Source organism: Streptomyces sp. NPDC006261 (assembly GCF_040613515.1).
In the GTDB taxonomy this organism is placed as follows: domain Bacteria; phylum Actinomycetota; class Actinomycetes; order Streptomycetales; family Streptomycetaceae; genus Streptomyces.
Window position 1 is genome coordinate 1 of the sequence record NZ_JBEXSI010000149.1, and the last position, 2,020, is coordinate 2,020.

2 protein-coding genes are annotated in these 2,020 nt (G+C 73.1%); both read left to right on the forward strand.

The features are described 5' to 3' along the window. The coding region (locus tag ABZ154_RS34945) for a phosphopantetheine-binding protein (RefSeq protein ID WP_356838490.1) at window positions 1-903 on the forward strand (903 nt) is incomplete at its 5' end. Between the two features lie 74 nt (window positions 904-977). Next, window positions 978-2,020 (forward strand): beta-ketoacyl synthase N-terminal-like domain-containing protein (locus ABZ154_RS34950; RefSeq protein WP_356838492.1); only part of this gene is annotated, 1,043 nt, incomplete at its 3' end.

The window sequence follows — 2,020 nt, forward strand, 5'->3', positions numbered from 1 at the left end:
GGCACCGCAGGCCAAGCCAACTACGCCGCCGGCAACACCTTCCTCGACGCCCTCGCCCACCACCGCACCACACACGGCCACCCCACCACCTCACTAGCCTGGGGACTCTGGGACGGCGAACACGGCGGTATGGGCGGCTCGTTGACCGAGGCGGACCTCAAGCGGCTGGCTCGCAGCGGGCTGCGGGCGCTGGCGCCGGAGGAGGGCATGGAGCTCTTCGACGCCGCGCCGCTGACCGGCCGGCCGGTCCTGGCGGTCACCGGTCTCGACCTGGAGGCGCTGCGCTCCGGCGGCGAGGAGCCGCCGCCGCTCTTCCGCGGCCTGGTGCGCCGGCCGGCCGTACGCCCAACCGCCGCACGCAGTGGCGAGCAGGCCGGGCCGCCGCTGGCCGAGCGGCTGGCCGGACTGCCGGAGCCGGAGCGCGAGCGGCTCCTGGTCGACCTGGTCCAGGCCCGGGTGGCCGAGGTCCTCGGTCACGCCGACCGGGGTGCGGTGGGCGCCGACCGAGCCTTCCAGGAGCTGGGCTTCGACTCGCTCACCGCGGTCGAACTCCGCAACCGGCTCGGCGAGTCCACCGGCCTGCGCCTGCCCACCACCCTCGTCTTCGACCACCCCACCCCGTCGGCGCTCGCGGCCCATCTGCGCGGTCAGCTCGTGGTGGAGGACGCCGGACCGTCCGGCGACGTGCTCGCCGGACTCGACCGGATCGAGGAGCTGATCCGCTCGGCGGCGCCCGACGGGCGCTCCGCCGAGTCCGCGCAGGACCGGATCGGTGACCGGCTGCGGCAGCTGCTGCTGCTCGTCGATGCCACGGACCGCAACGGCCGGGAGGAGCTCAGCCATGACGATCTCGAATCCGCCTCGGACGAGGACCTGTTCGCCCTCATCGACAACATCGACTGACCGGGCACCACAGCCGGGGCACTCCGGCATCACCGCACGCCATTCCACGCAACACACTGGGGAGCTGACCGCACGTGGCTGACGAGAAGGAACTCCGCGACTACCTCAAGCGGGCGATCGCCGACGCCCGGGACGCGCGCAGGAAGCTGCGCGACGTGGAGGAGAAGGCCCAGGAGCCGATCGCCATCGTGGGCATGGCCTGCCGCTACCCGGGCGGCGTCTCCTCGCCGGAGGATCTGTGGCGGCTGGTCGACGACGAGGTCGACGCGATCTCCACGTTCCCGGAGAACCGTGGCTGGGACCTGGAGAACCTGTTCGACGCGGACCCGGAACAGGTCGGTACGTCGTACGTCCGCCACGGCGGATTCGTGCACGGGGCCGACGGGTTCGATCCGGAGTTCTTCGGGCTCTCGCCGCGTGAGGCGCTCGCCGCCGACCCGCAGCAGCGTCTCCTGCTGGAGACGTCCTGGGAAGTCCTGGAGCGCTCGGGCATCGACCCGGACCAGCTGCGCGGCAGCCGGACGGGTGTCTTCACCGGGCTGATGTACTCGGACTACGGTTCCCGTCCGCATCTGCCCGGCGACGGCTTCGAGGGCTATCTGTTCAGCGGCAGCGCCGGCAGCATCGCCTCCGGCCGGATCGCGTACACCTTCGGTCTGGAGGGTCCGGCGGTCGCCGTCGACACGGCGTGCTCCTCCTCGCTCGTCGCGATCCACCTGGCGGTCAACGCGCTGCGCAGCGGCGAGTGCGATCTGGCGCTGGCCGGCGGTGCGGCTGTCATGTCGACGCCGCAGGGGTTCGTGGAGTTCTCCCGGCTGCGCGGGCTGGCTCCCGACGGCCGGTGCAAGCCGTTCTCGGCGGCGGCGGACGGGACGGCCTGGTCGGAAGGGGTCGGTGTGCTCCTCGTGGAGCGGCTGTCCGACGCCCGGCGGAACGGCCACCGCGTCCTCGCGGTCATCCGTGGCACGGCCGTGAACCAGGACGGCGCGTCCAACGGTCTCACCGCGCCGCACGGCCCGTCACAGGAGCGCGTCATCCGCCAGGCCCTCGCCAACGCGGGCCTGGCTCCGGGCGACGTCGACGCCGTGGAGGCCCACGGCACCGGCACCCGCCTCGG